This is a genomic window from Epibacterium sp. HA2-3 (assembly GCF_055693725.2).
The window spans coordinates 43,386-68,141 of the sequence record NZ_JBVFUL020000006.1 but is presented as its reverse complement, the minus strand read 5'-3'; the positions used below and the strand labels follow the sequence as shown (position 1 = coordinate 68,141).

28 protein-coding genes are annotated in these 24,756 nt (G+C 57.1%); 10 read left to right on the top strand and 18 right to left on the bottom strand.

The genetic code is table 11. From position 1 onward, the window contains the following. Positions 1-24 precede the first annotated feature (24 nt). From ACZ1HH_RS20805 to ACZ1HH_RS20795, 3 genes are read left to right on the top strand one after another with little or no spacing between them, the layout of a single operon-like run. Entirely contained in the window at positions 25-1,113 is a 1,089-nt protein-coding gene (locus ACZ1HH_RS20805) for an ABC-three component system protein (RefSeq protein WP_472637378.1), read from the top strand. Continuing rightward, positions 1,101-1,592 carry an ABC-three component system middle component 2 gene (locus tag ACZ1HH_RS20800; protein ID WP_472637377.1) on the top strand — a complete coding sequence of 164 codons (492 nt, stop codon included), beginning with the start codon at positions 1,101-1,103 and terminating at the stop codon, positions 1,590-1,592. The genes ACZ1HH_RS20805 and ACZ1HH_RS20800 overlap by 13 nt, the downstream gene beginning before the upstream one ends. Beyond that, the gene (locus ACZ1HH_RS20795; protein ID WP_472637376.1) at positions 1,589-3,442 is read left to right on the top strand and encodes an AAA family ATPase; all 1,854 of its coding nucleotides are present in this window, start codon (positions 1,589-1,591) and stop codon (positions 3,440-3,442) included. Before ACZ1HH_RS20800 ends, ACZ1HH_RS20795 begins: the two co-directional genes overlap by 4 nt. 691 nt (positions 3,443-4,133) lie before the next feature. Here ACZ1HH_RS20795 and ACZ1HH_RS20790 read toward each other — a convergent pair. Both ACZ1HH_RS20790 and ACZ1HH_RS20785 read right to left on the bottom strand, forming a co-directional pair. Continuing rightward, a complete protein-coding gene (locus ACZ1HH_RS20790; RefSeq protein ID WP_472637375.1) occupies positions 4,134-4,766 on the bottom strand; it encodes a tyrosine-type recombinase/integrase in 633 nt (210 codons plus the stop codon). A 140-nt stretch (positions 4,767-4,906) separates the two neighbouring features. Continuing rightward, complete coding sequence (locus tag ACZ1HH_RS20785) at positions 4,907-5,329, bottom strand: hypothetical protein (RefSeq protein WP_472637374.1); 423 nt, start codon at positions 5,327-5,329, stop codon at positions 4,907-4,909. Between the two features lie 354 nt (positions 5,330-5,683). Here ACZ1HH_RS20785 and ACZ1HH_RS20780 point away from each other — a divergent pair, with 354 nt between their 5' ends. The 4 genes from ACZ1HH_RS20780 to ACZ1HH_RS20765 all read left to right on the top strand — a co-directional run bounded on the left by ACZ1HH_RS20780 (position 5,684) and on the right by ACZ1HH_RS20765 (position 8,191). Then, positions 5,684-6,241 carry a hypothetical protein gene (locus ACZ1HH_RS20780; RefSeq protein WP_472637373.1) on the top strand — a complete coding sequence of 186 codons (558 nt, stop codon included), beginning with the start codon at positions 5,684-5,686 and terminating at the stop codon, positions 6,239-6,241. Between the two features lie 593 nt (positions 6,242-6,834). Then, entirely contained in the window at positions 6,835-7,242 is a 408-nt protein-coding gene (locus tag ACZ1HH_RS20775) for a hypothetical protein (protein WP_472637372.1), read from the top strand. Further along, complete coding sequence (locus ACZ1HH_RS20770) at positions 7,239-7,682, top strand: DUF2147 domain-containing protein (RefSeq protein ID WP_487320575.1); 444 nt, start codon at positions 7,239-7,241, stop codon at positions 7,680-7,682. Before ACZ1HH_RS20775 ends, ACZ1HH_RS20770 begins: the two co-directional genes overlap by 4 nt. Then, the gene (locus ACZ1HH_RS20765; protein WP_472637370.1) at positions 7,679-8,191 is read left to right on the top strand and encodes a hypothetical protein; all 513 of its coding nucleotides are present in this window, start codon (positions 7,679-7,681) and stop codon (positions 8,189-8,191) included. Before ACZ1HH_RS20770 ends, ACZ1HH_RS20765 begins: the two co-directional genes overlap by 4 nt. Positions 8,192-8,219: 28 nt before the next feature. Here ACZ1HH_RS20765 and ACZ1HH_RS20760 read toward each other — a convergent pair whose 3' ends face one another. Then, positions 8,220-9,200, bottom strand: coding sequence for a GlxA family transcriptional regulator (locus ACZ1HH_RS20760; protein WP_472637369.1), 981 nt, complete (start codon positions 9,198-9,200; stop codon positions 8,220-8,222). Positions 9,201-9,673: 473 nt separating this feature from the next. Here ACZ1HH_RS20760 and ACZ1HH_RS20755 point away from each other — a divergent pair, with 473 nt between their 5' ends. Further along, positions 9,674-10,282 (top strand): hypothetical protein, encoded by a 609-nt coding sequence (locus ACZ1HH_RS20755; RefSeq protein ID WP_472637368.1) that lies wholly within the window; start codon positions 9,674-9,676, stop codon positions 10,280-10,282. A gap of 320 nt (positions 10,283-10,602) precedes the next feature. Here ACZ1HH_RS20755 and ACZ1HH_RS20750 read toward each other — a convergent pair whose 3' ends face one another. Then, positions 10,603-11,175, bottom strand: coding sequence for a Rieske (2Fe-2S) protein (locus tag ACZ1HH_RS20750; protein WP_472637367.1), 573 nt, complete (start codon positions 11,173-11,175; stop codon positions 10,603-10,605). 627 nt (positions 11,176-11,802) lie between these two features. Between ACZ1HH_RS20750 and ACZ1HH_RS20745 the strand changes: the two genes are divergently transcribed. Together ACZ1HH_RS20745 and ACZ1HH_RS20740 are read left to right on the top strand one after the other, a co-directional pair. Beyond that, positions 11,803-12,342, top strand: a complete 540-nt coding sequence (locus tag ACZ1HH_RS20745) for a hypothetical protein (RefSeq protein WP_472637366.1) — start codon at positions 11,803-11,805, stop codon at positions 12,340-12,342. Beyond that, entirely contained in the window at positions 12,339-13,310 is a 972-nt protein-coding gene (locus tag ACZ1HH_RS20740; RefSeq protein ID WP_472637365.1) for a phage exclusion protein Lit family protein, read from the top strand. Before ACZ1HH_RS20745 ends, ACZ1HH_RS20740 begins: the two co-directional genes overlap by 4 nt. Before the next feature lie 339 nt (positions 13,311-13,649). Here ACZ1HH_RS20740 and ACZ1HH_RS20735 read toward each other — a convergent pair whose 3' ends face one another. From ACZ1HH_RS20735 to ACZ1HH_RS20670, 14 genes are read right to left on the bottom strand one after another with little or no spacing between them, the layout of a single operon-like run. Further along, positions 13,650-14,726, bottom strand: coding sequence for a TrbL/VirB6 family protein (locus tag ACZ1HH_RS20735; protein ID WP_472637425.1), 1,077 nt, complete (start codon positions 14,724-14,726; stop codon positions 13,650-13,652). A 12-nt stretch (positions 14,727-14,738) separates the two neighbouring features. Continuing rightward, complete coding sequence (locus tag ACZ1HH_RS20730; RefSeq protein WP_472637424.1) at positions 14,739-15,149, bottom strand: hypothetical protein; 411 nt, start codon at positions 15,147-15,149, stop codon at positions 14,739-14,741. Continuing rightward, positions 15,146-15,340 (bottom strand): DUF4177 domain-containing protein, encoded by a 195-nt coding sequence (locus ACZ1HH_RS20725; protein WP_472637423.1) that lies wholly within the window; start codon positions 15,338-15,340, stop codon positions 15,146-15,148. The genes ACZ1HH_RS20730 and ACZ1HH_RS20725 overlap by 4 nt, the downstream gene beginning before the upstream one ends. Continuing rightward, a complete protein-coding gene (locus ACZ1HH_RS20720; RefSeq protein WP_472637422.1) occupies positions 15,337-16,323 on the bottom strand; it encodes an ATPase, T2SS/T4P/T4SS family in 987 nt (328 codons plus the stop codon). The genes ACZ1HH_RS20725 and ACZ1HH_RS20720 overlap by 4 nt, the downstream gene beginning before the upstream one ends. Before the next feature lie 4 nt (positions 16,324-16,327). Beyond that, positions 16,328-17,707 carry a TraB/TrbI/VirB10 family type IV secretion system protein gene (locus ACZ1HH_RS20715; RefSeq protein WP_487320574.1) on the bottom strand — a complete coding sequence of 460 codons (1,380 nt, stop codon included), beginning with the start codon at positions 17,705-17,707 and terminating at the stop codon, positions 16,328-16,330. Beyond that, positions 17,704-18,399, bottom strand: a complete 696-nt coding sequence (locus tag ACZ1HH_RS20710) for a TrbG/VirB9 family P-type conjugative transfer protein (protein ID WP_472635085.1) — start codon at positions 18,397-18,399, stop codon at positions 17,704-17,706. Before ACZ1HH_RS20710 ends, ACZ1HH_RS20715 begins: the two co-directional genes overlap by 4 nt. Before the next feature lie 2 nt (positions 18,400-18,401). Further along, on the bottom strand, positions 18,402-19,058 hold the full coding sequence (locus ACZ1HH_RS20705) for a VirB8 family type IV secretion system protein (protein WP_472635086.1): 657 nt from the start codon (positions 19,056-19,058) through the stop codon (positions 18,402-18,404). 14 nt (positions 19,059-19,072) lie between these two features. Next, positions 19,073-19,882, bottom strand: coding sequence for a type IV secretion system protein (locus tag ACZ1HH_RS20700; RefSeq protein ID WP_472635087.1), 810 nt, complete (start codon positions 19,880-19,882; stop codon positions 19,073-19,075). After that, positions 19,882-21,036 (bottom strand): lytic transglycosylase domain-containing protein, encoded by a 1,155-nt coding sequence (locus ACZ1HH_RS20695; protein ID WP_472635088.1) that lies wholly within the window; start codon positions 21,034-21,036, stop codon positions 19,882-19,884. Before ACZ1HH_RS20695 ends, ACZ1HH_RS20700 begins: the two co-directional genes overlap by 1 nt. Further along, on the bottom strand, positions 21,026-21,193 hold the full coding sequence (locus ACZ1HH_RS20690) for a hypothetical protein (RefSeq protein ID WP_416369517.1): 168 nt from the start codon (positions 21,191-21,193) through the stop codon (positions 21,026-21,028). Before ACZ1HH_RS20690 ends, ACZ1HH_RS20695 begins: the two co-directional genes overlap by 11 nt. Further along, positions 21,190-23,553 carry a VirB4 family type IV secretion/conjugal transfer ATPase gene (locus ACZ1HH_RS20685; protein WP_472635090.1) on the bottom strand — a complete coding sequence of 788 codons (2,364 nt, stop codon included), beginning with the start codon at positions 23,551-23,553 and terminating at the stop codon, positions 21,190-21,192. Before ACZ1HH_RS20685 ends, ACZ1HH_RS20690 begins: the two co-directional genes overlap by 4 nt. Next, complete coding sequence (locus tag ACZ1HH_RS20680; protein WP_472635091.1) at positions 23,543-23,821, bottom strand: VirB3 family type IV secretion system protein; 279 nt, start codon at positions 23,819-23,821, stop codon at positions 23,543-23,545. The genes ACZ1HH_RS20685 and ACZ1HH_RS20680 overlap by 11 nt, the downstream gene beginning before the upstream one ends. Further along, a complete protein-coding gene (locus ACZ1HH_RS20675) occupies positions 23,814-24,107 on the bottom strand; it encodes a TrbC/VirB2 family protein (protein ID WP_011536599.1) in 294 nt (97 codons plus the stop codon). The genes ACZ1HH_RS20680 and ACZ1HH_RS20675 overlap by 8 nt, the downstream gene beginning before the upstream one ends. Then, positions 24,104-24,718 carry a lytic transglycosylase domain-containing protein gene (locus ACZ1HH_RS20670; protein ID WP_487320573.1) on the bottom strand — a complete coding sequence of 205 codons (615 nt, stop codon included), beginning with the start codon at positions 24,716-24,718 and terminating at the stop codon, positions 24,104-24,106. The genes ACZ1HH_RS20675 and ACZ1HH_RS20670 overlap by 4 nt, the downstream gene beginning before the upstream one ends. Positions 24,719-24,756: the final 38 nt, after the last annotated feature.

Below are 24,756 nucleotides of genomic sequence, written 5' to 3'. Positions count from 1 at the left end.
AAACATTTAGAGCCAGATCCTCGCATGGTTGAATTTGAACCGGCATGTAAAGAAGTCGCGACTGGCACCGTCCAATCTGCAATCGAATTCGAAAATGGCCCGAAGCTAGACCCAATTCAAATCGTGGCCACTTACGATGCTGACCAGTGGGAAGAGTTTACTCATGAATGGGTGCACTCCCTAAAAGACGATTACATCGACGTTGAGCGCGCAACCGGTGCAGGTGACAAGGGCATTGACGTTGCTGGCTTTTGCGACAACGACCGGTTGGCAGGAAAATGGGATAATTATCAGTGCAAATGCTATCAACGAAAGCCGCTTAGTTTTGGCGACGTTTCACCAGAAATCGGGAAGATACTCTGGTACTCATTTTCGGGTGTCTACACCGCACCTAGGTTTTGCTATTATATTTCCCCAAAAGGCGCCTCGACCACACTGTCGCTCCTGGTGAACCATGCTCCAAATCTTAAGGCCAAGGTCCTTGAGGAATGGGATAAAATGATATCAGGCAAAATCACCGACACTCAGAGGGTTGTGTTGTCGGGGGACTTCCTGAGATACGTGGAAGGGTTCGATTTTCGAATTTTCAGAGTTCCCTCAACGCGTTGGACGTTGGATCAGTACAGAACCAAAACTCTGTTTTTCAATGCACGGTTCGGCGGCGGCCTTCCACCGCGACCGAAACCAGAAAATCCACCTGAAGAGGTCACGGAAGACGAAAAAACGTATGTGGACTGCCTGCTAGAAGCCTATGCTGAACACAAGGGCGTCGAAGCTGTTTGCGTTAGTGATCTGCCCAAATGGCGTCCGCTCAATGACCATCTCAGGAGGTCAAGAGAGGCCTTTTTCGACGCCGAGGGGCTACGTGTGTTCGTTCGCGACAAAACGGAACCCGGCACGTTTGAGTCTTTGCAAGATGAAATCCATGGCGGGGTTGTAGACACCAGCGATAGGCCTCATAAAGACGGCTTCGAACGGGTCTTGGCCGTTACTGACAAAGCGCAAAGCCTTGCATTGAACGCACACCCGCTGAACAAGGTGGCGCTACCCACAGCACGAAGAGGCGTTTGTCACCAGCTTGCTAATGACGGTAAATTGGTATGGAAGCAGTAGCGGACCGAAAGATTGCACCATTCAACGGCCCAGTTGAAACTGGGATGCGTGCTGTCGTTTGCCTGCATGCATGTTTTCCCAATGAGCTGGATATTCAGCGGCTCACGGCGCTAGACTACCTCATTGTGCGGACGAGCCTTCTCGACGGGCCGCCTGATCTTCACCCGTCAACGCCTATCATGACGCCCGTCACGCAGGTGCGCCGCAAGGCCGTGTACGCCGCCCTGGACCTGATGATGTCTCGTGAGTTGGTGGAGCGCACGATCACCGAACAGGGCATCTACTATCGTGCAGGGGAGTATTCTTCGTTCTTCGTTGACGCTCTGAGCACGTCATACGCGCAACAGATGTTGTCCCGCGCAAGATGGATTGCCGACTACTTTGCGGCCTACGACGACGAAGCCTTTGAAAGCCTAATGACTGACCTGTTGGATGACTGGGTGGCTGAGTTCCAGGATGAGAACGCGGGCGTCGAATGAAATACTCTGGTCTTCAAATCAAGAGCCTTGCTTTCCATGGGCCTGACAAAAAGCCCGCGGTCGTTCGTTTTCAGGATGGGTTGAACGTCATCTATGGGGCGTCTGACACTGGGAAATCGTTCATCATTGAAGCCATTGATTACATGTTCGGCGCGAAGGGGCCGCTTAAGGATATCCCTGAGATTGTGGGCTATGACCAGATCCTTTTGGCGCTTCAGTTTTCGGCATCCGATATCATCACAGCTCGACGCAGCATGGATGGTGGCAGATTTGAGGTTTTTGAAGGCGCGTTTTCTGATGAACTACCCGAAACTGAGGGTCAGGTTCTCAGCGAAACGCATAGTTCAAGAGACTCTGACAATATGTCGGCGTTTTTGTTGGGAAAAATCGGCCTTACCGACAAGAAGATCAGGAAAAATGCAAAAGACGAGACGCAAAATCTCAGCTTCAGAAATCTGGCGCGCTTATGCATCGTCAACGAAGAAGAGATTATTCAAAAGCGCTCGCCACTTTCCGACGGGAACTACACAGCCGACACCGCCAATACATCCGTATTCCGACTGCTTTTGACTGGCGTCGATGACTCCGCGCTGGTCGCAAGCCAGAAAAAGTCACCGGAAGAACAAAAGCGCGAAGCTCAGTTGGAGTTATTGGACCAACTGATCAGCGAGATCGAGCGCAAAATCAAAGAGATCAGCGGTTCAAAAGATGATCTAACCAGTCAGGAAGAACGCTTGAACGCCGCCATGGATGCCCGATCAAACCAGCTTGCGTTGACAGAAGACTACTATCGGCGCGTGTCTTCTGACCTGCGGAACCTCATGAAGCGCAGGGAAGAGAACCGTAATCGCTACACTGAAGTTGTAACGCTTCTTGAACGCTTCAAGCTGCTGCGTGAGCACTATCACTCTGACATCGAACGCCTGATGAGTATTCGTGAGGCAGGTAGCATTATTGCAACCATTGAGGCTGACGTTTGCCCGGCCTGTGGAGCAGACGCAGAGCACCACAAATACGGCGTCACGTGCGACAATGACGTGGCGCGAGTGACCGCCGCTGCAGATTCAGAAATCAAGAAAATTGAACGTCGAGCGGAAGAGCTTTCAGAGACAATCGACGCCTTGGCCAAAGAGAGAAGTAACTTGGAGCGTGCGCTTCCCAAGATCGAAGAGAACTTGAAGGAAAAGAACACTGAACTGCAGACTGTGATTGCACCTGATCTGCGAAAGCTCAGAACGTCCTATAAAGATCTTGCAGACAAGGGAGCCGATGTACGTGAGGCGCTTGGTCTATTCGACACGAAAAGCGACCTGTTGGACCGTAAGGCACGCCTTGAAAACGCAAATTCCCAAGTGTCAGGGGCGAGCGAAACGCCGGTTACCACTCTAACGGACACTATGGTGTCGCCGTTCTCCAAACTCGTGCGTAGGACGCTTCAAAACTGGGGCTTCCCCGGCGCGGATCGAGTACATTTTGACCTTCAAGCCAAGGACCTGGTCATTTCAGGAAAGCCGCGCGTATCGTATGGTAAAGGCTTGCGCGCGATCACTCAGGCTGCCTTTTCAATTTCGCTGATGGAGTATTGTGCGGGTAAGGACTCGCCCCATCCGGGGTTTGTCATTTTGGACTCTCCGTTGCTGTCTTACAAAGAGCCAGAAGGGCCAGAAGACGACCTGTCCAGGACTGATCTGAACGGGAACTTTTATCGCTTCCTTCTTCAGTTGAAGGGAGATCGGCAGGTAATCATCATCGAGAACACAGACCCACCTTCGGATGTTGAGCTTGGGAACCGCGTTGAACACTTTTCTGGGATGAAAGCTGAAGGTCGATTTGGACTGTTCGAAGTCTAATCCACTCACGCATTCGCACGAACAGCGAATATCCCTTCTGACGGGCTGCTGCGCAGCAGCCAATGACCACGCGAAATGTCGGCTTCGGGCCGACCTGCGCTGTTCTGGACAGCGCCTAAGGCCCTCAGTCGCCATTTCTTCAGTGTGTTCAGCGAGGCTTTCCGTCTATGATTATGCCATCATAGAAGATGTTAGCGGCACCTGCTGGAGTCTTGAAGCGAAGCCCCCAGTCAGGGCGAGCAAGCAGGTGCTGTGCAACGTCCTCCAAAGATCGGTAGAATACAGCATTCGCTGACTCATTGTGACCATCTCCGGACGGATGCACACGATAACCCCCTCTCTTGCCAAAGCGATCTACTTTCGTCCTTGCGTCACCGGGGGCATACCAGTGTGGTTCTAAGGTAACGCCTTTCCAATTAACCGTTATTTTCGTCATGAATGACGGCCTTCTTTCGTCAGTTTGAAAATGTTTTTGCGTTGTAAGTGCTACCCGAGAAATTGAACTGCCATCAAGCAGTTGTAGGGTCGACTGCTGCCTATCAAGGCGACCAGCAGGGCAAGATTAGCCCTCACTGCTGACCGGGGGCTGCAAGACCATGCCACGGATAATCAGTCCAGTGACGCTGCGCTGCGGCGATGACTATCCTGTTAAATGTCAGCAAAGGGCCGTCCCTGAAGACGGCCCAAGTTGTTAAATTTCAATGGCCTCCGCGATTGCTAGCGCGTCTTCGAGTTCAACACCCAGATATCTGACGGTGCTGTCCATCTTGGTGTACCCAAGTAGCAGCTGGACCGCCCTCAGGTCGCCGGTCTTCTTGTATATCTGTGTGACTTTTGTCCTCCGCATCGAATGCGTTCCGTATGCGCTGGCCTCCAGACCGATCGACGTGACCCAATCCCGGACGATCCGGGCATACTGGCGTGTCGAGATGTGCAGGCGTTCATGGAACCGACCCGGCCAAAGGTACTCCGAGCCGACCATGAGCTCATCTTCCATCCACTTTTCTATCGAGGCGCGTGTGCCTTCGGATATCTCAAATCGCACAGGCTTCTGTGTCTTACTTTGTAGCACGGATGCCCGTTCTTTGATCAGACCAGACGCCATGACGTCGACGACTTTCATCTTCACCAAGTCACAGCCGCGCAGCTTGCTGTCGATGGCCATATTGAACAGCGCGAGGTCTCGATGGTTCTCGGCCAGTTCAAGTCGGACACGGATCGCCCAGACGTGCTTTGGCTTCAGCGGCCGTTTCTGACCCACAATGCGGCCCTTGTTCCAAGCTGGGCGAAGTGCGCGAATGGCTGGTAAGTTTGGTGTTTGCATGACTGATCCTCCGATCCGCCATTCCCGCCCACAACGACAACCCGACGTCGACCTGTCCAATGTATCACAGGTTGCTGCGCTGCCACTGAGGTCGGCTTTGAGCCCTCTTCGAAGGATGCTGCAGTGTGCGCCAATGGCCGTTATTGCGGAATGAACTCTAGCCAGCCTGCAGAACCAGCTATCAACAAAAACCCGAGAAACATCGCTAGCGCTATGACCCAATGGATAAACGTCTTCATGCGCTTCCCTTCTTTGGGAAACCAATTGAACTTGCGCAGCCAACCCAGAACCAAATCCATGAACATGAGCACGAACATAAAGTGGCGGAAAAACAGATAGATAAACAACACGCCCAGGATAATTCCTGCAGCCGTGTTGGCTGGAATAATTTCCCAACTGTTTCCGTTGGCCGAAGTACTTACTGTGCTTTCCATGAACTTTCTGCCTATCTGTGAAAGTTGACGAATACTCAAAACCGACAAGACAGCAATGACTAATGTCGTCGAAACATTGAAGCGCAGCGATTGGCGCATCCGCAGCGATAGCTCACTTTGTCCGCACACCACCAGTTCCCAACACGCGCGGCCAAGGTCGGCTATCGCCCAGTGACGCCAAGGCCCTTGGGTCTACTCCGGGTTGGCTGGCGTCATCTAGCGGCGAGGATGAGGCGCAGACGCGCAGCGCACCTACTGCCGCAGCGCCGCAAGTCGGCTTCGAGTGCATTTTAACTAGCGATCAGTTGCAGCAATTTGTAGACGCAGCGAAATCGCGTGAGCAAGGTCGGCCCGTTGCCGACGCCCGACCGAGACCTGGGATACTGCGATGCGGCTTAGTATTGCGGTCATTCGTTCATGGTGCGACCGTCATGCTGAAATCAAAATAAGAAGCTGTGCAGAGAACGGAATGAGATCGCCTCGATGACAGGTATGGGAGTACTTCATGAGCGTCTTCATGGCGGGCTGTGGCATACGACACATCCAGATCGTTTCTTGGCAATACTTGCTTCAGGTGGCCTACAAGTTGAACCTGCCATACTAAATTCGGATCGATGGAAGGCATCCCAGCCAGAATACTACCCATTCGTAAGGCACATTGGAGGGATCAGTCTTTTTGACTTTTTTGAATTTGCACCCGAGAGCTACCAAGAACAGTTCCCTCTGAGTAATTGGTATGAATTTGTTCCGCATCGCCAAGTTTGGGGCGGAGCTGTCTGGATCGAAATTGATCGTCAAGCCTCAAGCCGCTCGCTGCTTTCCGCAGAGCAACTCCGTGAATCTTGGGATCAGGATGGAAAGCGTCAGCACGCAAGAATGCCCCAAATCGAAGTTGCCCACATTGGAGACTTGTCCAAAACATCGTTCCGCTCCGCGTTTCTCACATGGGCGGCAGGCAATGAAGTCCGGGAATTTGATCCTTTGGACGGGCCCACCTTTTCCATACTTTTGGACGAATGGCGCGCCGCAGTCTCTCGATAGATACTTGATCAGCACGGACGGCCCTTAGCCGACATTCACGCTAGGCGCGACAAATAACCGGTATCAGCCCAACCACGACATTCATGCGAGGTGCAGCGAAATCTCTGCTGCATGTGTTAAAAGTTTCCCGACAGCTGCCATTCAGCACGCTGCGGAGGCTCTGGCTGATGCTGCGGTCAGCACCAGGGGCAGCGAAGCGCAGATAGCGACCTTTGCAAAGTCGGGGCGCGTCGCCTGCCCTAAGATCAAGGACGGCCCATTGCGGACAAATAGAAGCTGCAGTTGCAGCCCGTTTTCCAGACATTCGCTGCGATGATGGCAAAACCAAAGAAACTGTGAGTTTGTGTGCCACGGGGTCGAATGAGTCCCCGGCAACACAGCTGTGGTGGCGACCGCGCTACGCGAAGACCTTGCTGAGGTTGGCTATCATACCCCGTGACTGCACTAGCCAGAAGGCTTTGTAACGAAGCCGCGAAAGGGCAGTGAGCCAACTTTGGCAAGATTTAGTCGGTTTACATCATTTCTCTAGGCGGAGCTTCGACCGATACACGCGACAGAGTTGGTCCGTACTCTAAAAAGAAAGGATGAGACGAATGGAAAGATCTTTGCGGTTCGCAGGCTATGGTCTCGCGGCGGCCTATGCCTACGGAGCATTTGTGCACGTTGCCAATATGGCCAGTCTGTCCGGCTTCGATTGGCTCGGTGCCCCCCTGAAATGGCAGGTGTTAGACGTCATCTATCTGGCGCTTGATCTTGCTGTCGTTGCCGGTGTCATTTTGGCAAAATCGTTCTGGATCGCTGCGTTCGGGGTCGCAGCAATCAGCCAGATCATCCTGTACACGTTGCTTCGGTCGTGGGTCCTAGATGTTCCGGACGCCTTTGCCGTTACTCCGGAGAGCGTAAGCTATCTCGACGGCCTGGTCGCATTTCACACCTTGTCACTGGTGGTGGTCGGCGCGCTGGTTTTTCTTAGCAAGCAAACTCGGAAGGCCGTGTCATGACCATGGAACGCAGAAGCATCGCTTCTCGCGCCGTGTTTGCACTAATCTTCGGTGTAGCGATACCAAATCTTGCTTGGAGCGAGACGTTAAGAGGCACATTTGCTTCACCAGGCATGGCGATTGTCATTCGGTTCGACCGCTGCAATGCTAACCCCGAGACGACCTGTGGCACGCTTGTTTGGAGCTGGGGGGGTGAGGAAGCGCTTTCCGTCCCGTTCGGGACCGTAATCGCGCCAGATTTGCGACAAACGAAATCCGGTTGGGAAGGACGTCTGACCGATCCTGAATCCGGTCGCGCCTTTCGAGGCACCGTTGTCAGGGCGGGCGGCGACGAACTTATATTGCGAGGTTGCGCCGGGCCGTTTTGCACGACCGAACGGTGGTACTCGGTGGCGCGCCTCCAGACCGTGATCGAGAACCTGCGGGGGCGCGGCGGATGAGAAAGATCTTACGCCTTTATCTTGCGGTGATCGCTGTCACCGCGCTGATCTTTGTCCCGGCGCTGCCGTTCTTGCATCTCGACGATCCAAGCCATTGGGGCGTTCTCGGATTTGCGGCGACAGCGTTCTTACTTCTGAGTCCTTCCTTCGATCACTGGCCGCGTCGGCGGCTTCACGCCATTCTGACGATATTCGTAATCGCCCTTCCATTGATTTACGTTGCGAACTCTGTTCGATGGAATGGCGGTCTGATCGGACTTTCGATTGAACTCGCGGGATTGGTGATCTGGTGCAGCCTCGCGATCGCAGCTTTCCGCCGCCCGGTTCTGCTGCCAATAGGGATCGCTCTTCATGCAATCTGGGATGCGGCCCACTTCGGGCATGTCGACTACGTTCCGGACTGGTACATCATCGCCTGCATAGCCGCAGATCTCGGATTGGCAGGTTATCTTTTTGCGAGGCTTTCACTGACGAATACCGCACACCCTGATGACAACGACCTGATATAAACCTCGCTCGAAACAAACGCACCAGCGCCTAAAGCCTCAGTTGTTCCCGACTGTGAAGCTTGCTGAATTCAAGCGGCGCCAGCCCGAAGCGTCGCTCGAATGCTGTCCGAAATGCAGCCTCGGACCGATAGCCTATATGCGCTGGCACGGCCTTCACGGCAACTCCATTGGCAAGCAGCTCCCTCGCGCGAGCGAGCCGCAACTGCTCAATGTATTTTGCGGGAGTCATGCCGACGCTTTGTTGAAAATGGCGGAGAAAGCTTCGATGAGACATGCCTGCCCGATCGGCAAGATCATCGGCGCGCATGGGAAGGTTCAGGTTTAGTCCAATCCAGTCAAGCAGATCGGAGAACCTTCCATCGCGCCTCGATTGAGCTTCTAGGACCTCGCTGAACTGAGATTGCAGCCCAGGTCTGTGCGCGTAGACCACGAGGCTGCGCGCGACACGGGACTTCAGGTCCGGACCGTGATCGGCCTCAATCATGGCAAGCGCCATGTCGATACCGGCGCTCACCCCGGCGGAGGACCAGAGGCTTCCGTCGCGCGTGTAAAGCGCGTCTGCGTCGACATGGGCGTCAGGAAACATATCTGCAAGCAGGTCGCACGACCGCCAATGAGAGCAGACGCGTTTGCCATCAATCAAGCTCGCAGTGCCCAGCAGGAACGTCCCCACACAAACCGAGCCGATACGTTCAGCTGTCGGCGCAAACTTCGCCAACCATTCGGGAATTTTTCGCTCGGAAATCGCTTTGCGAAGGCCAGTTTCCGTTCCTCCAACAGTAACAATAGTGTCCTGCTTGCCAATCGTAAATGTCGTCAGAGCGTCTGTCCTAACCTCTGCTCCGCAGGAGCTCCGAACAAGTTCGCCTTTCGAAGAGGCAAGAACGATCTCGTACGGTGATTCAGTGCAAAACTCCGAGGCCGCGTGAAACACAGCGGCTGGCCCCGACATATCAAGAAGCTGGAAGTCTTCAAAAACGGCAAAGATGATGCGACGAGTTACGAGCATTGGCGAAAGATAGGGGTTATGATGCGATCATGCCAACTCAAATCATCGTTAAGACTTTGTACTGACCGTTCGAAGCCGACATTCACGCCAGACGCGGTACATGACCGGCTTCAGTCCTTGCGCGACATTCGTTCTGCACCTGCATCGGATGAGCCCGCCAGCAGGCCGGGCGGACAGCCCACTTTCGCTGCGCCCTGGACGAACGGCAGCGATGCGCAGATAGTTACCTTTATAAAGTCGGAGGATCTCGCCTCATAGCGAGCGATCCATGCCACAGGCGCAGTATGAGTAGCTGACAATCGCCACACATACTCCGCCGTTCATCTTGGAGCGGGGTGATGCGAGAATTAAAGGCCTGCCCTCTGCAACGTCTTTATTTTGACCTTCACTTCCCGGAAGCTAGCCTGCATTAAGTCATGACGATTTTGGCGTCGACCAGACTGGCATCAAAAATGCCACGGGAGTGTTCTGAGATGTTTCGGCTATCCTTAAACAACGAAAAAGCCCAAGTCATGTTCGGCTTCGTGGTCGCTATGATTGCAACTCCAATGCTTGCAGAGCAACCTTCGATCATTGATGCGTTCTACGAGGCAAATACCCCTCTAAAAAATCCAGACTTCGGGCTTGAATTTGAACTTCGTGGCTGTGTTTTTCGCGAAACGATATTGAGACCCAACTATTGCGAGCGGACCGGAAAAGGTGAAGGTGACGGATCTATCACGACTACGGTGGACCTCAGTGAGGTTCAGTCGGTCCGGGCAAGCTGGCACGAGGGCAGGTTTCATATTTATTTTGACCTTGACTATGGCGGTCCGGGCCCAATCTTTGTGCTGAGTGATCGAGTACTAAATGGCACGCAGGGTGCCTTCGAGAGGTTTTCCAAGCGAAATAAAACTGCCCTCGAAAACGCATCGTTGCAGAGTGGCAAGCTGTATTCTCGCTGTGACAGCGGTCCAGCCAGCTTGCAAAAAAGCGCTAGTGTCGCGTTCATCAGCAATACAGAACCTGAAGGGTGGCGCCAACTGATAGAGCTCGCAAGGGAGTGTCGTAAGCCCAATACGGTGGAACTAAAGGAGCCGTGAAATTTGCAGCCCGAAGCGGCTGTAGACAAGGAGTGTCGCGCCAAAAATTCTGCCGCCGCAAAACTCCTTGGTTGCTTATTCCCGGAAACGGACCTTCAGGCTCGCGCAGCTGACCAGGGCAATGCTGCGCTCGTTACAAATGTCAACGAAGCGCAGTTAGTGACCTTTGCAAAGTCGTGGTTCTTACCAGCAGGGCGGAAGTCACACGCTGCACACGCACTCGGGGAAGCCGCCGTTCGCTGCGCCTGCAGCCCTCAAATACTGTCCGTCGTCAGTAGTGCGGACTTTGCTGCCGTTGCATTTTTTGGTGTGCAGCGCAGCTAATCAAGTCTAGGCGCGTTGCCAACATCCACCGTGATTACACTAGCATCGTCGGAAATGTTCCATGGCAGAATCTGAAGGTCCGCTTCAGTCGATCCGGATCGGACCCGTCCCCAAAGATCAAAATGAACATCTTGGCAAGGGTCATAAAAACCACCCAAGTCTCCGGCATCGGATAATACAATGCATCCATATCCGCCTGTGTTGATTGGGCTCACGACGAACCATTCGAAATGCAAAACAAGGTCAGGTTCAATTTCTATCTGATCGGTAGTTCGAACCTTTTCAAGAAGGTCTGCGTTTCCGTCTATTTCGACGCCAAGAAGCTCAAGAGATTGCACTTTCTGCTCAAAATCCCGCCGCCAAACTACTACCGGTACGCCGTCGATCCTGTACGTCGATACCTGCCCGGGCTCAAAACCCTCTACGCTTAGAGTGTAGACAGTGTTCCTTGGACCGCTGGGAATGTCTGCAGAAGGTGACATTGTTTGAAAAAGAAAATAAACTCCAACAGCGACCGTTAGCAATAAAACCCCGCTTGTGGCGGCATATAGGAAATTCGCCGGTTTCATAGTGCTTGGCTTTTGCAATTCGTTACCCAGTCGCGCTCTCTATGGAGTGTCAAAAACTGCGCCTAGGGTCAAGCAAGTCGAGTTTCCGGTTCCATTGTTGCGTCCACAACATTCATGCTGTCAGCATCGCGCAGTTTAGCCCCGAAGCCGACTTGCAGCGGCGCGGCACCGGGTTTCTGGGATGCCGCAACTGGTCTTAGCCGCAAGATGACGGCAGCCAGTCCTTTTGAGACATTCGCACTAGGCCCAGCACGTACTCCGCTGCAGACGCGAAATGTCGGGGGCGTTTTCCCTAAAGCGGCCCTTCGTCGGCCCCGGTGAACGCTCCCCAATGCTGCGACCAGCACAAGCGTCTGCGAAGCGCAGATAGCATCACTTGCAAGCTCAGCCTTTTGACGCGATCAGGCGATTTTTCATGCAGCGACGCCGGGCGCATTTTCTGACGTCCGCTGCAACTGAATCATACATGCATAAACAGCCGGTGACAGAGCGCGCGTGCATGTGTACTTGTTTCCTATCGACCTTGATCTTGAGCTATGTTGTAAAGGCGGATTTTGAAATCAATTTACGCTGAAAGAACGGCATTGCCATAATTTTACCAGCGCCGAGAATTACGGAGATGAAATCATGGAGCAACTTGCCATAGAAATAGCAGTTTACTTGAGGCTCGCCGAACGTTTTACAATATTTTTGTTTTTCTTCTGTTTTTCGGTGATCTTCATTTGGAAATATTGGCGGCAAGACGTCGCGTTCGATTTCGCGACGGAAGTTGGCGGATGGAAACTAGCTAGCAAGGTTACTTTGCCTCTTGTTGTTGGCCTCGTCATGCTTGCGTATACCTATGCTAGCTTATCTAGCAGGCTGGAGGTCGGGGAATCCGAAACCCTATATCCAGCGGCCGAGCCAGTTAAAACTGAAAGTACTTCGTTTCGATATCTTGATCCTCAGGGGCCTTCACAATACCTTGGCTGGCTTCTCAACCGTGCTGACCTAAACTATTCCCGTGAAAAGCAGCGAGAGTTACAGCTTCTCACAGAGATATCCTTGCTTGCGACCGAAAAGAGCTCTGAAGGATGCGCGGACATCGTGGCGGATATTGTCCGAGATGAAAATCGTAGTACTCAGAATATCAAGATGTCTTTGACACAACTGGATAAATGCGAATGAAACCGTTGATTAACTTAGTAGCAGCTTTTGTCGCAGCTTCGCTCTCCAGCGTACAGGCGCAGACGGATCTTAGGGACCAGCTTCGCGGAAGTATTTCCTCAGTGATGGACTCTCAAGAGGGAGAGCAGTCACTGACTATCGGCCCGATGGAAGACGGTCGGACGCTACTCGTAACGGTTAGGGACCATCGGAAGAACAGTCCGTCAAGTATTACCGCGTTAGACCAGGGACCTAACATCTTCGAAGTTGCCGCATCTCGTCTTGACCTACTCCGCGTGCCGTTTGGAGCCGACGCGATGATGGGTTGCTTCAAGAACCCGTCGCTCTGTGATCATATGTCGGACTATCTTGATCACCTGAGCGAGCAGTCCCATCCCAGCAACATGCTCTTTTTTGATGAGATTTTCCCAGAGACTGAAGAGACGTTCGCAAATCTTAGGTCCCAGCCTTTCTGGGCGGTTTCCATTCGAATGGCGCTACAATCGGCTAGCCAATTTATCCAGTTTCATGAGATCTGTCACGCGGTTCTCGGTCATCTTGAAGAGCCGGTACCGAACCAAGAACGTTTGATGCAAGAGGAATCTGAAGCTGATGGATGCGCAGGAAGCGTGCTGGAGCGCTTTGGGGATACGCAGATTGGCGCACTCACGGCGGGAATGAATACCCTCTTTCTCCAGTTGGAGGAGGGGCAATTCAGTAGCACACACCCTCCCGCAGTTTGTCGATCTCTTGCGCGGACCGAATCCGCTTCAAGATGGCTGTCCGAAAACACAGAGCTGTTCGAAGAAGAACTGGCAGACATTCCCAAGCCGGATTTCGACATCATCCAAAATGGCATTCAGCAGTTCATGCTTGAACGGCAGTCTGAATGCGGTAGCTACTTGCTGTCATATGCTCGTGGGTATGCAGTTGCCAATCGTCTGATCACAAATGAGACTCCGATAGAAGTCGACGAACCGATTAGATAGGCGGATGACCGCACTTTTCCGTTTGATTGATCCTACGGTGTAGACTCTCGCCTCAGCAATGCTGTCAGTACGTCCAGCCTTTGATTTTTCTCGCGGCTGCGCAGCGCGAAATGTGCCCTCAACTGGTTCGAAGGCAGAGTCGTGAGGTCCGCTTTCTGCGCTTCGCGGACATCAGTCTAGGGTGAAGCATAGCTTGGATTAGCTGAGCAGACTTGAAGGTCCGCTTTCAGTAAGACGCTCGCGCTCGCAGCAGCCCCTTTGCTGCGTCTTGCATGAATGTCCATAAAGGGCTGGGACCGGTCATCTGCCGCGCCTGGCGTGAATATCGGCAAAGGGCCGTCACCGTCGGCCAAGTCGACCCAGCCTCGCCAGCTGCGCCAGCATTTTTGACCCCGAGTCTGCGGATCCTGTGCCTACTGCGGAACCCGTCTGCCCCATGCCTTGTCTCACGGGCATCTGCTGCACGCCGAAGAACTGCCGCGCCCTGAGGGCGGCGTATTCTGCGCCACTTGCCCCGCCGAACAGATAGCGATTGTAGGCCTGCTGGCTGCCCATTGCGGCGTGGGCAAAGCTGTAGCCGCCGCCGAGACCACCGGAGAGAGCGGGCATCATGATGTTTCCGGAGATCGCGCGGACGATGAAGGGCGTGGCAATGATGAAGCCCTTGGCCATGAGGACCATCATGAAGAAGGGGATGAGCGCGCCTATGTTTGAAGCCCCTTCCGGGTCGCCAAGCTCACCGATCAGAGCGGAAGAGACGCCAGTGATCGTTGCGAACACGCCGGCGACAACGATGGGGTAGAGTGCGAAGGAAACCAGTGCCGACAGCCAGCGTGAGAAGTAATCTTTGGTCACCTCGAAGAGGGTGAGGAAGATCATCACCGGCGCGATCCCGATTAGAAGTGCGATCATCAGGCGGGATGCCACAAGGATGAAGGCGGCCAGCCCGCCGAGTATCGAGAGCAAGAGGACCCCGACAATGTCGAGCATGGCACCGGCCATCCAGTTTAGTTCTGATCCGGCTGCATTGAGGTAGTCGCCGAGTTCAGCGATTAATCGGTCGAATTCTTCCGCGAAGGTACCAGAAGGGCCGGGAGTTCCACCACCGACCGAAGCCACGAGCGCCCCCGCAATGCTGTCAATGCCGGCCAGCATGGCGGAGGAGAGGGCGTTGAACTGCACCCAGTTGGTCGCGAATATTCCAATCAACCCGATCTTGACCGCGAGCCAGAAGGCCGTGCGGCCGTCCATTGCCTTGTATTGGTAGATCATGTTCAGGAAGACGAGGATCACCACGAGCGTTGTTCCCAGGATGAGAAGCGTGCCGACCGTTGCCGCGACGGACCCGAACTGGGTTTCTGCGGCGGTGTCGAGATAGCCCTGGGAGGTTTCAACGAAATAGGTGACGACGCTCATAACGGGGTTGCCTTACCAATTTCCGGCGGCTTCGCAGATGGCTTTGGCGGCAAGGCGAACGTCGTTGGCGCGCCGGCTGTAGGAGTCGGAAGCTTCCAACATCTCCCAGCGTTCGTCACTGGCGTGGCGCTCACGAAACACCCCCTCGGCCGCGTCCCAAGAGGGGAACCGGGTCGCGCAATCGCAGTTGCCGACCTCGACGACCCGCTCGAGATTCTGGGCGCGATAGATGTCCTGAACCAGAACCCGCTGATAGGCTTGGCGCAGGGGGATTTCCTGCATCCAGACGGGCTCGGCGGGCCGGTCCGGACAGACGTCGAAACTGCGATCGAGGGTTGGCACTAGGTTGCGCTCGGCAACGGCGAAGCTAGGCGTCAGGCTTAGGGCCAGCGCGGCCAAGGCGAGGTGCTGCGCCTGCCTCATGTCGTGGCTCCAGCGGGTGTGGTTTCGCGCTTCAGGAAAACGGTGTGCCCGATATTGGCGAATTCCGAAGTGCTGATCGACACCACCTCCCACCCGTCTGCGCCCTTCTCATTCAGGCTGGCCTGCATGTCGGAGAGGCTGGTCTTACGGGTCATGGGAAAGGACAGGATATTGTATTCAAAGGTCTTCATTGGGAAGCTCCGATCTCATTGGTGCCGGGGAGGTAGAATTCAGTGATGCCGCGCCTGCCGTCGTGACGACTAGCCTGGATGATCACGTCGATGGAATTCTCGATGTATTGGATCATGTCAGCATAGGTCATCGGGATCTCGGTCTTGAGCGCCGCGATGGCCAGACGCTGCACGGCCAGTTGCGGGGTTTCGGCATGAAGGGTGGTCATGGACCCGCCATGGCCGGTATTGATAGCCTCCAGGAAGGTCATGGCCTCCTTGCCGCGCACCTCGCCGAGGATGATCCGGTCGGGGCGCATCCGCAGTGTCGCAGTGAGCAGCACATCCGCGGTCTGGAACTCAGCGTCGCGATTGGCGATGAGGGTGACAGCATTGGGCTGTGTCGGCAGAAGCTCGGCGGCTTCCTCGATCGTGACGATGCGTTCCTCGGATGGCACGTGCGAGAGGATCTTCCGCGCGGCGACGGTCTTGCCGGTGGAGGTGCCGCCCGAGACGATCATGTTAAGCTTGTTGTCGACGCAGAACGCGAGGGCATCGTCGATGACGCCTGCAGCCACGACCTCGCGGAGTTCGCGGGTTTTCTCGAGGCGGAGTTCTTCAAGCTTGCGTTCCTTGCCATAGAGGAAATCCAGGGCGATGCCCTCGAGCGGCAGGCTTGAAAAGAACCGAAGGCTGATCGACATGGCCGAGAGCACGGCAGGCGGGGTGATGACCTGTGCGCGGATCGGACGGCCGTTGTAGGTGATCGAGACCGAGATGATCGGGCGGTCCTTGCTCATCGTGGTGTTGGCGGAGGAGGCGATCTGGTTGCCGAGATCTTTCACTTCTGTTGCGTTCAGCTTCTGGTCCAGCTTTCGCATGAAGTGATCGCCCTGGAATTCTCCCCAGCAGGTCCCGTCGGGATTGATGCAGATCTCGATGACATCGTCGCGGGCGGCGGCGTCGATCCGATCAAGCGAGGTCTGGAGATAGCTCAGCGACATGGGCTCAGAAAATCTCCAGATCGCGGTCGACCATGACTGTGACGCGGGCACCCTGGTCGACATAGATAACGGGGCCGATGGAGAGATAGTCGCCAATCACGCTGTCCGTGGCATCGGCAAGATCATCGCCCACGTCTTCGAGCACGTCCGCGGTGGTCTCATCCTGGACGTTTGCAGCAGCAGCGCTTGGCGCGGCGGAGATCAGCGATATCAACGCCGCTGAGCCGAAACGCTCATCGAAGCGCGTGTCGACAAAGCCGGTCACGCCGGAGCGGCCAAGTTCATCACCTCCGAAGGAGCTGATCTGGATGGTTTGATTGTCAGGCAGGATGATCCGGTCCCAGGCGATGGTGACCCGGCGCTGCGCGATATCGACGCCAGAGCGATAGCGCCCGATGAGACGGGATCCGCGGGGGATCAGGAGGCGCGCGCCATCGAAACTGAAGACATTTTCCGAGACAATGGCCCGGGTCTGGCCGGGCAGGGAACTATCGAGAGCGGTTTCCATGACGGCCTGGATCATCGTGCCCTGAATGATGGTGTTGTAGGGATTGGCGATCACTTCTGCCTGCGTCACGGTGGAGGGCAACGCACCGTTCAACACGAAATCCGTCACTTCGCCAAAGGTGCGCTCGGTCAGCGCCGTCTCATTCGCACCGGACGTGCCACCAAAGGCAATGGTGGGCGAGGTGATGCGGCGCTCCTGAAACGCGCGCTCCTCCGCGGCGCGGCGTTCAAGTTCCGCGAGCCGTCGTGCTTCTTCCTCGCGGCGCAGCCGTTCTTCTTCCCGCGCGCGCAACTCGTCCTCGGTGGGGCCGATGGGTGCCGGAAGGGGGCGGTTGGCTTCGAGCTGCGCAAGTTCGAGGTCCATGCGGAGTTGCTCGAGCTCGCGATCGCGCGCCGTGAGTTCATCGCGAAACTGCTGTTGCGCGGCTTCCGACGCGGTTTGCAGCGCAGCGATCTGAGCGGTCAGCGCGTCGATCGCCTCGGCGGCGGCGGTGTCTTCCTCGACGACCGGTTCAGGGGCGTTGCGCAATTCCTCGATCTGAGCCTGCAGGGCGGTGATCTGCGCCAAAAGCTCAGCATTGGGTTCGATCGGATCGGGTGCGACGAACACAACCTCGGGCTCGGGCGGGGGTAAGGTCTCGATGGCGCCGAACCCGTCGCCTTCGTTCTGGAACACGTCCGGTGTCGCTGTGGGCAGGGCTTCCTCTTCCTCGGGTTGGGACAGGTGATAGAGTAGGGAGCCGCCAGCGGCTATCACGAGGACAACGGCCAATGCGAGCAGTGGCGAGCGCCGAGGGGTAGGGGGCGATGCTGCGCCTTTGCCTTGCTCGAGAGCAGCGAGGCGTTTCTCAAGTTCCGCGTTTCCAGTGTCGCTCATGATCCCACCCCCGCAGGCGGCGTTGCCTCGATGCAAACCACCTCGTCACCGATCCGCAGCACCCATTGACTGTTCACCCCGGAAACCCGGATCACGCCGTCCTCGGTAGCTTGTGTGTTGACCGTCCGTTCTCGGCCATTCGCGTAGCGGAAGATCGCAGGCACCGGCGCGTTCCGCGGAAATTCGAAATACGTGAAGGTTCCGTCATCCCAGACGCGGGTCGGGGTGAACTCGGTGCGCGCGCTGGCTCCGTAATTGTAGTTCGGCGCTTGGGCCGCGATGGCACGCGTGGGCCGCGCATTGTCCTCGGGATAGCGGAACTGGACCACGTAAAAGGTCGGGCTGCGGGTCTCCTGGACGTTGAAGTAGTAACTCCGCCTGTTCGTGTAGACGGTCACATTGGTATGGACGCCGCGCGCCACGGGTTTGATCGCGAAGGCCTGGCCGCCCGGAACGCCGTCAATCTCGAAGCCTTCCGTGTCGCCTGCGATGATCGAGCGGATGCTCTCGCCGTCCCCGAACTCGATGGTGGTCACATGGGTGAGCGACACGCTGAGGCGGTAGACCTGACCTTCTTGATATGTTGCCAGCCGAACCCGATTGTCATTGGGGCCGCTGCGCGGGATGGCTTCGGCGGAGGCAAGGCCGGGCAACAGGGCAATGACAAAAACAAGCGATCTTGTGAACAACAACGTCAGTTTTCCAATCTGTCGGAGCGGATGGAATATTCGAGAACCGTGAAGCCGAAGGGGTTGGTCCAGACCTCATCTATGGAGCGGCGGGTCTCGGGGCGGAACTCGAAGAGAAGCGTGGCAGTGAAGAGGCCTGTCTGGACACCATTGAGGGATGTCAGGCGCTTGCGCAGGCGCACGGTGGCGCGGTTTGTGCCGATCCGGTTGATGCTGAGGATTTCGACATCAAGCCTGGCATTGGGGCCATAGACCGTCGGCGGGTAATTCTCGTTGGCGCTGTTCCAGATCTGGCGCAGCCCGCTCTCGGCAGCTCCGTCCGAGCGGCGCAGGACGCTGCGGATGCGCAGATCGTTGTCGAGCTGGTTATAGACCTCCCGGTCGGTCACATAGCGGAACACCTCCGCCTCGATGATCGCCTGGTTGGCGGTCACCGAGGAGGCGCCCACCGAGGCTTCGGGGAGTGCAAAGCCGGTGGCGGGATCATAGGGGACAACGACGGGGGGTGGGTCGACATCGAGGATCGAGACAGCCGCGGCACTCAGACAGCCGATGACACCGAAGACAAGGCCCATCAGGCCAAGGCGTTGCCAGAGCCGTTCGCGGCGCAAGGCACCGTAGACCAGTTCTTCCTCGATGATTTCTTGTTCACTCGCCACCATTCATGCCCCCACGATTACTCGGCCCGAAGGTTCGGCAAGGTGAAATCCATGAAGCGCTGTTCTTCGGCGATTGTGGCGGCATCAATCACGCCGCCTGTGCCGTCGCCCACGGTCTGCACCGCTTCGAGCTGCCACATGGCGACGAGCGCAATTGCCAGTTCCGCCGTCACCCGCGTGTTGAGGTCGATGCTTTCCTTGAGTTCGTCCATGTCGTCGATGAGACCGACCAGCCTGTCGACGCGTTCCAGCGATTGGCCTGCGTCTTCATAACTGTTCTGGGCAGCTGCCGAGACGAGCGCGCCGGTCGTCGCTTGCGTCGCCACACGATTGGCCCCGGGATTTCCGCTGGTGGCCATCTCGGAGAGGGTGTCGTCGTCAAATCCGAGATCGGCTAGCACCCGGTCCATCTGGGTTTCGATCTCGCCCGCACCGGAGCCGGACAGGCCGGAGAAGTCGCCTGTCTTGATGGCCTCGATGGTGGCGAGGATGTCCCCGAACTCCTGGTCGAGAAGGCCATTCAGCTCATCCTCCATCTCGGTGCGGATGATTTCGGGAAGTTCAGCAAGACGGGTAAGTGCTTCATAGGTTCGTTGCAGCTCCGCGAGTTGGTCCGTGAGTGTCGCAAGCTGTTCGCGGAGCTGCGTCAGCTGCTCGTTTTGCAGGATCTCGTCTTCGATCATCTGCCGGAGCTGCTGGATGTTTTGCGCGATGTTCTGGGTATCGACGACCGGCACGCCTTGCGCTGCGGCAGGGGAGATGGTGCCGAGATGCAGGCAAGCCCCAAGCGTTGTGGCCAAGGCCGTTCTCACGAGCAAATCTCTCATCAGTCTATCTCCCTAATCGTAAAATCCATGAACGCGCCTTCGGCCATGCGGGCGCTGGCCTGTGCCAGCTCTTCGGCGGAGAGCAGCCGGGTGCGGGCGGCCTGCAGCCGGACGCGGGTAGCCACGAGGCGCACGAGTTCGGCGCGTGCATAGGTGTTGAGTGCGATGCTTTCCTGCACGTCTTCGGTGTCGGAAATCCGCTCGACGATGTCCGCAATGCGCAGGGCGGCCTGCCTGATCGCAGCGGGTGAGTTGTTGCCATAAAAGGCCGCCCCATGACCCGTGAGGGAGAGGTTTGCATTTGCCAGAAGCGCGGGGTCGATCGTACCGAGCGCTTCGATCCCGCCGATGCGGCCCAGGTAGAGATTGTAGCGTTCGGGGATGACCTGAACGTAGTGCTGGGTCTCGCGGAAGGGTGGCACGCCCCCATATTCGAACACGCGACCGGGTCCGGCGTTATAGGCCGCGAGCGCGTTGATGATATTGCCATCGAAGGTGTTGAGTTGGGTGGCGAGATAGCGCGCGCCGCCATGCACCTGCAGGTAGGGGCTGTCATAATATTCCGGGTTGATGCCGAGATCGCTGGCCGTACCGGGCATAATCTGGGTGAGGCCAAAGGCGCCGACCGGTGAGCGGGCGCCGATGGTGAAGCGGCTTTCCTGCCAGATGAGAGCCTGCAGCAGCGCTCGCCATTGGACTGGGGAGAGGCCCGCGCGGCCGACGCCCGCAAACCCGCTGGTTTCCTGGGCGACGCGGATGATGAGCTGCTCGATGTTTTCTGCCGCATCCCCGAACATCTGTGCGCCGCCGGGATTGGGGTCGATCTCGGCATTGCCATAGACCGCTTCGACGGAACGGGCTGGATCGCCGCTTCCGTTTTCCAGCCCTGAAACCATCGCGGGTAGGCCTTGGCCGCCGAAGCTGGTTTGGGCATCGAGGATGCGTTGCAGGGTTTCCAGCTGTTCGCGCTCGATCTCAGCGATAAGTTCGCGCACGGAGAGCTTGTCAGCCTGGATGGCAAGGTCTGCCTCCCGGTCACCAGTCTCGACGATGTCACGTGCAGTAAGCCCGCTGTCATTGGTCGGCACGCCTTGGGAAAGGGCGATTCCGGGCAGCAGGCAAAGCACGAGAATATGGGGCAGTTTAGACTTCAATGCCGCCCTCCGGCGCGCCAAGGGGCGTGAAGGTGCAATCTGGCGCGACGGGGGCCGTCGAGGCGAGGAAAGTAAAGCAGTTTGCCTTTGGTTCCTGGTATTGAGCGCAGGAAGCCAGCACGCCGAGCGCGGCCAAAGCTAGAAATATGCGGATCATGAAAGCCTCCAGAAGTCCGGGCGGTTGCGGTAGTCGGAACCGACGAGGGCCTCGCCTTTTTCCATGCCGCCGAGGATGGTGAGATTGGGTCCGAGGGCGCTCAGATCGGCATCGACGACGATGGATCCCTGGTCGTCGCGGATGAGCGCAAGGCGGCTGTCGCTGCCGGTGTTGAGAAGAACGTCGAGCTCCTTCTCATAGAGGTTCAGCATCGCGTAATCGGCGGCATGGGCGCGGATGTTTGGGAGCAGGATTTGCGTGGGCACCGCCTCGACGATGGTCTTGCCGGTCCGGGTGCGCTCGAGCTGGCTGGCGTATTGCGTCATCATCACCGCGACGGTGTTCTGCTTGCGCGCGGTCACGAGCCAGTTAGACAGCCGCTCTGCGAAATACGCGTTGTCGAGCGCCTTCCACGCCTCGTCAATCACGATGATGGTGGGACGGCGGCCTTCGATCTCCCGCTCGACCCGGCGGAAGAGATAGGAGAGGACCGCCATGCGTTCCTTCTCGGCCTCACTGTCGAGAATGCCGGTCAGATCGAAGCCTACCACATCGCCTTCGAGCGAGAAGGTGTCTTCCAGAGTTTGCCCGAAAATCCAGCCGTAGCGGCCCTCTTCGGCCCACTCAAACAGGCGTTGATGCAGATCGCCGCCATCATCCGTGGACACAAAAAGTGACGCGAAATCCCGCCAGTTCCGCAAGGCCGGATTGGAGGCCTGGGCATTCTGGCGCACGACTTCCTGGATGCGGTTGGTCTGTGCCGGCGTCAGCGGCTTGTCTGCGCGGTAGAGCAGGGTGGCGAGCCAGTCTGAAAGCCAGGCCGTGCCGCGCGCGTCGACCTCAGTCCAGAGCGGGTTTAGGCCGGTGGGTTGTCCGGCTTTCAAAGACGCGTAGCGCCCGCCATTGGCGCGGACTGCCATCTCCATACCGAGACGGTAATCGAAGACGAAGATCCGCGCCCCTGCTCGACGGGCCTGCGTCATGAGGAATGCCGAGAGCACCGACTTGCCCGACCCGGGCCGTCCCATGATGAGCGTATGCCCGCTGGTCGGCTCTTTTTCGGGGCTACCCTGTTCGTGATAGGAAAACCGGTAGGCGCTTTGTTCGGGTGTGGGCAGATAAGTGATGACGTTGCCCCAGGGTGTTTTCCCTGCCGGCTTGCCGAGCTGGGTCCGATGGAACGCCGCGAAATCCGCGAAGTTGCGATTGGTGACGGCGCTTGCGCGCACGCGTTTTGGCTGGTTCCCGGGATGCTGGCTGAGGTAATGCGCCTTGGCAGCGACGCGCTCACCGATCATCTTAACACCTTCGGCGGCGGCGGCGTTTACGATCTCGGCGCTAAGAGTCTGCAATTCGTCCTGCGTGTCACAGAAGATGGTCACGACCATGTGGTGTTCGCCAAAGCTCTGGCGCTTGGCCTCGAGATCATCTGCTGCGATGTCGAGTGCTTCCATCAGCGAGAGCGCCGCATCTTGGCTGGCCTGCATCTGACGCTTTTGCCGCTTGATGCGGCCCGCCATGAGGTTCGAATTGATGGGCGTGAAGGAATGGGTGACGATCATGTCGACTGGCAGGTTCAGCATGTCGAACATGGTGCAGGAGGTGCCTTCGGAGTATTCTCCGATGGTGAAACTCTTGCCGTAGCGATGCCCCACGACTCCTTCGGAGAGCTCGAAGTGATCCCCCTGAAACGTCACCCGGGTATTGGCGACATTAAAAGACAGGAACCCGTAGGTGTTTGCCGGATAGAGCGGCAGTTCCTGGCCAGTATTCAGCGCCCCGAGAAAGCCGATCAGTTCGCCACTCTCAGCAGAGAGAATGCGCGGGTTCAGCTCGCTCAAGCCTGATACGAACACACTCACGGCCTCGCCGAGACGGCGCAGGCGCTTCTCGGTTGCTTCCTTGAGGCGTTCCGGCGCGCTGCGGTTCAGGAATGGCAGGACGCTTTTTGGAGGCGGGCGATGGATGATCGTAAGGGTGAGCGTCTTGTCGCGCAGTCCGCTGGTCTCTAGCTTCTTGCGCCAGAGCCGGTCGACTTCTCCTGCGAAACTGTCCTCGCGCAGCGGCTCGAGGTCCGGCGTGATCGCCTTCGAGACCTTATGGATGTAATAGCTGAACTCCGGCCCCAATTGCGCAATGATCCGGGCAAAGAGCGCGGTCACCTTGTCGAGATAGGCGTCATCGGTCGTGTAGCTATTGACCCCGTCGAGCCGGATGCACTGGAACAGTTCGTTGACCCGGGTCCGCACGGTCTGGTCATCGACGAGGCTCACATAGGGCAGCATGTGCGCGAGGCGGGTCTCGCGCGCATACCAGTCTGGCGTCATTGTGCGGGCATCGAGCGCAGCATCACGGGGCATAGCTGTCCCCGCCGTGAATGCTGCGGTTCCGCGTGGGCGGGGTTTCCTGCAGCGCCGTCATCATCACGTCGATGAAGCGCGGATCCCAGTCTGCGGCCTTCCAAAGCACCGGGTAGAGCAGGGCGGCCACGCCCAGCACCACGATATGCTGGACCCAGACGAAGAGAAGCACTGAGCCGAAGAGCCAGACCATCGCGTACATGATGGGCAAGCCCAAAAGCTTGGGCGGGCGCACGAGCCCGAGGAAGAGAGGCGAGCGCTCAGCCACCGGCGAAAACCGCGGCGACGATGGTGGGGGCGGCAGCGACGCCGGCGATGCCCACAAGCACCCAGAGCGCCTGGCGCAGATCGATGATGTTAAAGAACCAGCTGAGGAAAACGCCCAGCACGGCAAGCGTGGCGATCACCACGCCGAGCGGGCCGGTCAACGCATCGACGATACCCTGTAGAAGGCTCTGAATCGGCGAGAGATCGATGCTTTGCGCAAGGGCGGGTTCGGCAATGAGCAGGAAGAGCGCCAAAGAGGCGACGAATAGGTGTGAAATGTGCTTCATGAATTTGGTGCTTTCAATCGGGCCACAACTGCCATGACACGGGTCACGTGGTTCTGGGTTTCTCGGTAGGGGGGAATACTGCCGTAGTGGTGCACAGCTTCGGGTCCGGCGTTGTAGGCTGCGAGGGCAAGACGCGGATCGCTGAACGACTGCAGCATCATTGCAAGATAGCGGGCGGAACCATCGAGGTTCTGAAGTGGATCACGCGGGTCAACACCCAGATCGCGCGCCGTCGCGGGCATCAATTGACCAAGGCCTATAGCGCCCGCGCTCGAGATCGCATCCTGTCGATAGGCGCTCTCAATCTCGATATTAGCCCGATAGAGAGCCAGCCAATCGGTCACGGAAAGCCCCGCGCGGCGCAGCCCAGGATGTCCGGCATAGCGAAGGGCGGTGGCTTCGATAGCCGTGAGAACATCGGCGCGGGGCAGGGGAACGGGCCACGCAAGGGCTGCCAATTGGATTTCGTCTGGCCCAAGGTCAGTCTCACCGAGGATCGCCAGCTCATCAGCCGCGGACCCCTGGCCGATCCCGTCATTGTAGTTGCGGGCAAAGCTGTCCTGGGAGCGGGACGGGGTCAGAGAGCCATCGCTCTCCAAGACCAGCACCATCTGCGCAGATGTTGAGCCGGCGAGAAACCAGAACAGGA